Origin of the sequence: Paenibacillus sp. TAF43_2 (genome assembly GCF_052113545.1) — a bacterium.
In the GTDB taxonomy this organism is placed as follows: Bacteria; Bacillota; Bacilli; order Paenibacillales; family Paenibacillaceae; genus Pristimantibacillus.
Genome location: NZ_JBFRDK010000280.1, coordinates 1 through 8,564, shown reverse-complemented (window position 1 = coordinate 8,564; position 8,564 = coordinate 1). Strand labels below are relative to the sequence as shown.

The following is an 8,564-nucleotide window of genomic DNA, read 5'->3' as shown; positions in this document are numbered from 1 at the left end:
GTTGATGACGAAGCTCTTTTTACCATCCTTTGTAATAACAGGCATCAGCGGATCGAGACCTTCCTCGGAAGCACGCCTTGCGAAGTCTGATAAAGTTTCTACGTAAGTGTAGGAAGACTCGGTTCCGTCRGCTCCAAAGYTTAAAAAAAGCGTGTTGCCCGGGTAACGCTCTGACACAGGCTTTATTTTCAGCAGTGATTCCGCATCCGGTTTCCCGATAGCAATATCGGCGACACTTTGGATATCTCTTCTCCGCGACATCCATTGCAATATCTCCGTATAGTCTTGACGGGCGATCTTCTCACCAACGAGAAACACTTTGCAATGTCCGAAATCCAGCTCCTTGTCGACGTAGGATTTCAACATTCGAATGCCTTCTGCGACGGTTTGTGTATCAATGGTCTCGATCTGCGTTTTCGATGCGCCAGGCTCGATTTTTGGAGACGGAACAGCAAGCAGCAGGGAAAGACGATAAGGTTTTTTCTCATTATCTGATGCATCTATGCCAAGAGCGACCACAAAGAATCGTTTGTCGATATCCTTGAACCCGCAGCCGCCAAGCAAACCAAGAGAGAGGATTAACAAAAAGACTCGAAGGGTGATGCTCATATGGATTTAGACCTCCTTTTGCTAAGCGCAAACACCCAAACGACGATTAATATCTCAACGAAAAATCGGACAATGAGCCAATAGGTAGTAATGAGCATGTTCATCTTTTCGTTTGTCAGCATGAGATATAGGATGGAGAGCAAAGCAAAAATACCGATGATGACATAGTTGGACATCGGCGTTTTGAGACTATCAAACTCCGGTTTATAGCTGGGAAAACAAGATTTCACAAACTCCATCGCTTGATGCCAGCCGGACATCGTATAAACGAGAGTCAGGTTCAAAAAAACGATTAGAAAAAGAAACAACACACGTTCAATAAAACCATATTGCATAAGCAGGGAATCAGCGGTCTGGCTCCAGATGTAAATGTATTGGTTTACGCCTTCCGTTCCATGAAAACCAATGGGTACAAAAAATGTAATCAATAATATAACGGCGCCGGCTATCGGATAAATTAAGCGGAATTTAAAACGGAAATTTGGCGGAAATAGCCGATTGAACAATGAAAGATTGATATAACCGGTAAAAATGAAAGTAGAGGCTGCAATGCAGGTCAATGTAGGCATTTCCGTTATGTAGTTGGCTACGACATGAATCGCATCCCAATTAAGCTGATTGCTTCGTACGGCTTTAAACAATATAAAGATAATGATTGGAGCATTGACGATCATGCCGATTTCAATGATGAACATGACAGAGAGGGTTGAACGTGTGGCAGCATAACCGCATGCAATGACGAGCATGGCTAGAATAACATTCGCATCCGCATCCGGATTGAAAAAACGATTAATAAGAATGGCGTAGGCAACCACAACGATAGTCGTTGCAAACCACCACATAATTGAAAAAAATAACATAGAGATCGTAACCAGCCACTGCGGGGAATGCAGCTTTAGTATCTCAGGCAATCCCTTACCGGGATAACGAGCCATTGCGCTTGTATACATATAGACGAGTATCGTGCCAATAACTATACCTACCACTATAGAAGATACCGCTCCGGTATAGCGATATTGAATAAGGATATGAGGAACATAAAGCAATAGATTAATGAAACTGACGAGTATAAAGTTGTAATAGAAATAACGGTTCATTCAATCTTCACCTGCCCCACATCGCCTTCTAACGGCCTTAGTTTTCCGAAAATACGCATATATGGCTTGCCGAAGCTTCTTAGGCTGCATAAATAAGTGATATAGATAAACAAACCAACGGCTACTCCAGTGATGCCGAAGAAAATAGCGATTCCGATTAGCGGATACTTTAAAAAACGGACAGCAAATGACAGCGAATTGACGGGAATAACGAAATTCGAAATAGCTACGACTGACGTTACGATAATCATAATGCTGCTTACGAGACCGGCTTGCTGAGCGGCTTGTCCAAGAATAAGTCCTCCAACGGTTGTAGCCGTGGAGCCGATGTACCTGGGCAAGCGAATGCTCGCCTCGATTAGTGTTTCGATCATAAAGAGCATAATAAAAACTTCTATGAACGATGGATAAGGAACAGCAGAACGGCTGCCTGCAATGGAGAAAGCAAGCTGCACGCGAAACAACTCTGGATTATAGGAGACAACGGAAATATAGAGAGCAGGCAAAGTGATTGTGAGCAAAGTTGATGTGTAACGAAGGAAGATTAGAAAACGAGTCATCCAATAGGAGTCGTAATCATCCTCTACTGCGTGCATGAAATCAAAAAAAGTTGACGGCAAAATAAGAGCGAACATGTTTCCCTTTACGAGAATGATTATTTTCCCTTTGGAAATCGCACTGGTAATGCGGTCAGGACGCTCTGTAATAAGAATAGTTGGAAACAAATGCTTGCGATTGCCGACTAACAGCTTCTCAAGCTCACCAGCGGATTGAAGCATTTCCACGTTAATCGTTGTTAACTTTGTACGTACATTATCAAGTACGGTAGGATCTACACGTCTCTGATCAAATAAGGCGAACACGGGTGTTTGGGACAATGTTCCAATTGTATGCTCTTCTACCGAAAGATCGGGGGAAGGGTACATGCCGCGGATCAGATTGAGTGATATATTTATATTTTCGCTTAATGCGATCTGAGGGCCCTGAATAGCACTTTCCACTTGTGTTTGTGAATTCTCAATACAGATGACCCGTTCAGCTTTGAATGAATAGACGACTCCATTTGCTTGAATCAGGACATGGCCGCGCAGAAGAAGACTTTGCCACATAGCGACATCTTCCAGTATTTCATAATCGGGATTTGTATCCAGCTGAGCTTGAAACGAATATTCCTCTTTTATAAAAGGGACGATAATGAAATCACTTATTTTTTTCTCTTCGCATAACGGTTCGATATAGGCGACTTCAATACTCATTTCGCTATTTTTCAAATTTTCCAATTTGATGTCGACTGCTTCTGCAAATAATAAACGAATACGTTCATTCATGCCGGTTCCCCCTTCAAATGATGCTGAGTTGCAAAAAGATCTGGATAAGCTTCCATAGTTTGCACGTATAATTTGAAAACTATGCTTATTTGATTCGATTTTGCCAGCATGTTGGAATTCAAGTACAATTAAGTGATCATCATTCGCAAGCAATTCGCATGACCATGATGAAGGAGAGCATTAATATGAAACCATGGTACGAACAGAGCTTCGGCTCCGATTATATGCTTGTCTATAAACATCGCGATTGGGAAAATGCAAATAAAGAAGCATCCAAAATGATCGCTTGGCTAGAGCTGGCGGAAGGTTCTCATGTCCGTTACAGGAATGGATTTATCGACTACATTGCTTGATGAAGCTCAACGTCATGATGAAGATGGACTTGTTGAATGGGTTAAAGGGGATATGCGAGAGCTGCCGTTTGAGGCGGAGCGTTTTGATGCTACTGTCAATTTATTTACCTCATTTGGCTATTTCACAGCAGAGGAAGACAATGTGAGCGTGCTTCGGCATATTCGGAGAGTGCTGCGTTTAGACGGTTGTTTTTTAATCGATTTCCTTAATCCTATTTATGTGGCGCAAACCTTAGTGCCCCGATCGGAACGTATCGATGAGGAGACAGGTCTGCTTATACAAGAGGCAAGATCCATTGCAAATGGTTGGGTGCAGAAGGGCATTTCAATCTTCAATCCGGACAAAGAAGAGAAGCCAAGACAGTATTTAGAACAGGTAAGGCTGTACAATCTAGACTGGTTCGAAAACAATCTAGATGCTTGCAGTCTTAGAATAGACAAGCTGTACGGCAATTACGATGGTTCGAAATACGATCCAGAGGCTTCTCCGCGAATGATTATGACAGGGAGAGCTAAAAAATGATATTTGAAAACAAGGATTCAAGCAGCAGGCCGTCTACAAATGAACAGGAGTTTTTACATACGGTTTCGTGGCAGGAAGGATGGCTGCAGGTAAAGGTCCCGGTTCCCTTTTCCCTCAAGTGGGTTAATAGCTATCTTATACCCGAAGAACAGGGATATACGCTCATTGATCCGGGACTGCGAACGGACGAAGCCATTCAGGTATGGGATAAAGTCTTGCAGCATCATAACTTGGAGTGGCGCAATGTTACAAGAATCATTTTGACGCATCAGCATCCCGATCATTATGGACTCGCTGGTTATGTGCAAGAGAGAAGCGGGGCGCCCGTTTTTATTTCACGCAGGGCACATGACTATGCGATTAGGCTGTGGGGAGAAAAAAGCGAGTTCGGCGAGCAGCTCCAGACTCTATATGCGAAGCACGGTATGCCGATTCAACAGAGAGAGGCTATTGAGCAAAATCTTGAAACCTTTGTGGAGATGGTATCCCCTCAGCCGAAGGTAACTTATATCGAAGCGGGAGATCAAATCATAATTGGCGGAATGAGCTGGCTTCTAATTGACGCGCCTGGTCATGCAAATGGTCAGCTATGTTTCTATCAGAAAGAACGCAAATGGATGGTATGCGGAGATCAGGTGATGCCCCATATTACCCCGAATGTGAGCATAGTGCCTGGTGAGGATGGCGATCCATTGGAAGTATTTCTAGGCAGCTTGCAGGAGCTTGCTCATTATGAGGTTCAATTGGCTTTTCCAGGACATCGGGATCCTTTTGCCGATTTCCATGGCAGGATATTGGAGCTGCAGCAGCATCATATACGGAGGCTAGACAAAATGGTTCGGATGCTCGAAGAAGAGCCCCGCACCGCCTATGGCATGTGCGAGGCTCTATTCGGCAATCGTCTGAACGGGAATGCGCATCAGCTCAGATTTGCAATGTCGGAGACACTTGCGCATTTGGTATATTTGAAGCGTCAAGCTCGAATCTCTTCYACTGAAAAAGATGGCATTTATAATTATTTTGCGATCACCGCTTAACGATCACGGAATTCTTGCGGGGTAATACCGTATCGATCTTTGAACACCTTTATGAAATAACTCGTTTTCAAATAACCGACTTTAGCTGCTATCTCGTAAATTTTGTCTGTTGTCGTGCGAAGCATATGGGCTGCCGTTTCCATTTTTAATCTGGATAAGTAGTCGCTTATGCCTTCGCCGGTTTCCAGCTTATATATTTTTGACAAGTAGGACGGATTCAGAAAAACATGGGAAGCAATCGATTGCAGTGAAGCGTCTTCTAAATGGCTTGAAACATATTCTTGAACCTTCTGAATCGTACTGGAACGAGAATGCTGTACTTTGCTAGTCATATGGCTTCTATAGTTATCAAGTATGCCAGACGTCCAAGTGCGAAGCTGTTTAATCGTATGAAAGTGGGGACCGCTAAGCAGTTGATTGAACTCAGATCCCATAATGTCGGACATCCACAGCTTGTTTTTATGAATGGAGAAACTTAACGAGCTTGCAATCATGAAATAGGTTTCCAAAATATGCTCATGCGACTCGCCCCATTTAAGCTCCAGCTCCTCAAAGGCAAGATTTAGTTTCTCCTCGATCGCGTCCCATTGTCCTGCCTCAAGCAAATGAATAAGCAGCGGCGGATTGTATAAATGAGAGAGAGAATTTGCTTCTCCTTGCTGTGATTCCTCTGTCAGTGTGAGGAGAAATCCGCGTTCACTGCCAATGCGCTGTCTAAAGTTGATAAGCGAGAAATCATAGGTTTCGCGCAGCTCATGCGGAAATACATCCTGCTTCGTAATGACTAACGATACGGTCCCCTTTAAATACAATTTCACATAATGCTGAAGCTGCGCTGCTTTTTGCTCAATGAGATGCAGCATGGAAGCTTGTTCTTGGCGTTGATTTTCTTTGCCCATAATGAGAAATACAWAGTAGCCATGCTCGTCCTTCGTATGCCATAACCTATATTCCTCTGTAAATATTTCCTCCGCGATGTTGCACACGGCGTATTCAAGCAGCGAGCTGTCACGTTCGCTTTGCTCATAGAAGTAGTCCTCCATTCGCATAAGCATCATACAATATGGCTCTTTTGGATGAAAAGTTAGGTTCAGAATGTCGAGCTTTTCTTTTAATTTTTCGTCGCTGTAGGCTTGTCCCTTCAGAAGAGAGAGCAGAAGATGATTTCGTAAAATAGGGACGTTTTCTTTCAAAGAGGTTAGCGCGCTTTGATGCGAGCTGACCTCCTTCCAATGTTCTTGCAGCTGGGAAGCGGCTTTCCGAACAGCTTGCAGCAGCTCTTCGTCTTCAGCAGGCTTGAGCAAATAGTCGCTTGCTTGGAACTGAAGCGCTTTTTGGGCATACTCAAAATCATTATAGCCGGACAATAAAATACATTTCACATTGCTCCAAGATGTTTTGATTTGCTCGATTAAATCAAGGCCGGAGAGGCCGGGCATATGAATATCTGTGATGACGATATCAATAGGCGTAGCCTGCATAATATCAAGCGCTTCCTGGCCAGAGTGTGCAAGGTAGACGGAATCAATGCCAACTGAGCTCCATGGCAAATTACTGGCTAAATCCTCTACGAGATCAGGCTGGTCATCGACAATTAAAAGTTGATACATGGTGAACAGCTCCTATTCATTCATCTAAGGCGTGTCTGAGAGTTCTGAGGAGAGCAAATTTTGCCGAATTTTCGTTCCATGCAAGGCGCGTTTGTGAAGGCGTACCGGGGGTACTTCAAGCAAACGGAACGAAGCAGGGGGCGAAAAGGCGGTGAAAGGTGCCACTGAACGGGTTTTCAGACACGCCTAGTTGGCATAGTTTTCATGCGGCCAAGACAGGTACACAGCAACGCCGCCTTCTTCGCGAATTCGGAAGCTGATTGAAGCCTCAGATCCAAATTGGAACAGCATCCGCTGCCTAATATTCCACAGCGCGCAGCCGCTCGTATCATCAGGCGGATTGATAATTTTTTTCTCAAGCTTTCGAAGGGCTTCGTCCGTCATCCCCATCCCGTTATCTTCCACAATAATCGTATGATAGCGATCATTGCTAACACCTGAAATGGTGATGAGCCCATCACCGTCAAATCGTTCAATCCCGTGCAGCACCGCGTTTTCAACGACAGGCTGCAGGAGCAGACGCGGAATCTGAGCACCAAGCATCGAATCAGGCACCTCGATGCGATAGGACAGGTGCTGGATATGAAATTGTTGAATTTCCAGATAGCTCTCAACAAGCTGCAGCTCTTCCCTCAGCGTTGCGGTCAGCTTCTCGACCCGTGTCGTATAGCGATAATAGGTAGACAAGTGCATGGCAAGCCGCATGACAGATTCCTTCTTATCCAGCCTAGCAAGGCTGCGTATGAGCGCGAAACAATTGTATAAAAAATGCGGATTAATCTGGGATTGCAACTGCTTTACATTAGCTTCACGCCTGCGAAGCTCCTCCACATAAACCTTCTGAATGAGCTGTTCCGTATTCGCAGCCATATCGTTAAATCTTTGAAATAAATAAGTAAATTCATTTTTGGGGTTTACCGTTATTCTTGCGGAATAGTTGCCTTCCTGCAGCCGTTTCACACTCCGAATAAGCAAACCGATTGGGCGCTGTACATTTCGATAAAGCAAATAACCTGCGAGCAAGCTCATAATGAGCAGCAAACCGACGGAGCCGTAAAATAAATTTTGGCTTTTGACGATTGGTTTCAAAACATTTGCGAGCGGTACGTAGTCAATCAAATACCAATCCAACGTTTTTACATGCGCAGAGGTGACGAGAAAATCATCCCCATTTATCGTCATAATTTGATTGGACGCTTCTGGGACGGTCATTTTTTTGAGCAGCGCTTGAATGCTCTTGGTCATTTCTTTATCAGCCGTTTTATTTTTTATCATGCGCCCATCGGAATGGACAAGAAACGGATCGCCTTTGCCTGCCAGCTTGAAAGTATCCAAATCTTTAATGAGATGCTCCTCTGGAAAAGAAATCTCAACGATAATACCGGCTTTCTCGATATCGGTGATTTTGCTTTTTGGCTTGACGATATGGCGTACGAAACGATTTTGCTTTATGTTTTGAATCGTCATTTCCTCGTACTTCCAGGTCGGGGTCAATATTTTTTTGATCGATTCGAGATCATACGAGAGATACGTATTTGTTGAGACGAGCTGCTTGCTTGCCGGCGCTGTAATGCTGTATTGCGTATCCCAGCGCTGTGCGACATTGAGCAGGCGAAGCCTCTCGAGAATGCGCAGCTTCTCATCGTTTCGCTGGTATGTGCTTTCAATTAAATGTAAATTTTGCAGCTGCTGGATATGGATATCTTCGCTGAGCAGAAAGCCAAGCGTCGATAGCGTTGTTACGCTTTTATCAACCTCGCTCGCTAGAAATGTAATGTCCTTCTGCTTCAACGATTTCATTTCTTCCGTGATAACTCCGATGCTTGTTCGTATAGAAAGCGTATACAAAATAATGATCGGGATAAGCAAAAGGACGATCAATGTAATCATTTTGGCAAATGTGTTTTCTCTTAAACGCATGCTGGAGTCCTCTCTTTTTATGAAAATAATGATACATAAGTAAACAAAATGGCATGCTTCCAAAGATCGTGGTCTATAGAACAGGAG

The 8,564-nt window shown here is 43.9% G+C and carries 8 protein-coding genes; 3 read left to right on the top strand and 5 right to left on the bottom strand.

Annotation, left to right across the window (positions count from 1 at the left end; genetic code table 11):
• From AB4Z17_RS31855 to AB4Z17_RS31845, 3 genes are all read right to left on the bottom strand, one after another.
• Window positions 1–609 (bottom strand): Ger(x)C family spore germination protein (locus AB4Z17_RS31855; protein ID WP_441964311.1); only part of this gene is annotated, 609 nt, incomplete at its 3' end.
• Window positions 606–1,706, bottom strand: a complete 1,101-nt coding sequence (locus tag AB4Z17_RS31850; RefSeq protein WP_441909058.1) for a GerAB/ArcD/ProY family transporter — start codon at window positions 1,704–1,706, stop codon at window positions 606–608. The genes AB4Z17_RS31850 and AB4Z17_RS31855, both read right to left, overlap by 4 nt.
• Complete coding sequence (locus AB4Z17_RS31845; protein WP_441909059.1) at window positions 1,703–3,034, bottom strand: spore germination protein; 1,332 nt, start codon at window positions 3,032–3,034, stop codon at window positions 1,703–1,705. Before AB4Z17_RS31845 ends, AB4Z17_RS31850 begins: the two co-directional genes overlap by 4 nt.
• Before the next feature lie 185 nt (window positions 3,035–3,219).
• Between AB4Z17_RS31845 and AB4Z17_RS31840 the strand changes: the two genes are divergently transcribed.
• The 3 genes from AB4Z17_RS31840 to AB4Z17_RS31830 are packed head-to-tail and all read left to right on the top strand — an operon-like array spanning window position 3,220 to window position 4,947.
• A complete protein-coding gene (locus AB4Z17_RS31840) occupies window positions 3,220–3,387 on the top strand; it encodes a hypothetical protein (RefSeq protein ID WP_441964309.1) in 168 nt (55 codons plus the stop codon).
• Window positions 3,347–3,910: a class I SAM-dependent methyltransferase gene (locus AB4Z17_RS31835; RefSeq protein WP_441964307.1), complete on the top strand. Its 564-nt coding sequence runs from the start codon at window positions 3,347–3,349 to the stop codon at window positions 3,908–3,910. The genes AB4Z17_RS31840 and AB4Z17_RS31835 overlap by 41 nt, the downstream gene beginning before the upstream one ends.
• Complete coding sequence (locus tag AB4Z17_RS31830) at window positions 3,907–4,947, top strand: MBL fold metallo-hydrolase (protein ID WP_441964305.1); 1,041 nt, start codon at window positions 3,907–3,909, stop codon at window positions 4,945–4,947. Before AB4Z17_RS31835 ends, AB4Z17_RS31830 begins: the two co-directional genes overlap by 4 nt.
• Here the strand turns inward: AB4Z17_RS31830 and AB4Z17_RS31825 are convergent.
• Together AB4Z17_RS31825 and AB4Z17_RS31820 are read right to left on the bottom strand one after the other, a co-directional pair.
• Window positions 4,944–6,557 (bottom strand): response regulator transcription factor, encoded by a 1,614-nt coding sequence (locus AB4Z17_RS31825; RefSeq protein WP_441964303.1) that lies wholly within the window; start codon window positions 6,555–6,557, stop codon window positions 4,944–4,946. The genes AB4Z17_RS31830 and AB4Z17_RS31825 overlap by 4 nt on opposite strands.
• A 186-nt stretch (window positions 6,558–6,743) precedes the next feature.
• On the bottom strand, window positions 6,744–8,477 hold the full coding sequence (locus tag AB4Z17_RS31820; protein WP_441964300.1) for a sensor histidine kinase: 1,734 nt from the start codon (window positions 8,475–8,477) through the stop codon (window positions 6,744–6,746).
• Window positions 8,478–8,564: the final 87 nt, after the last annotated feature.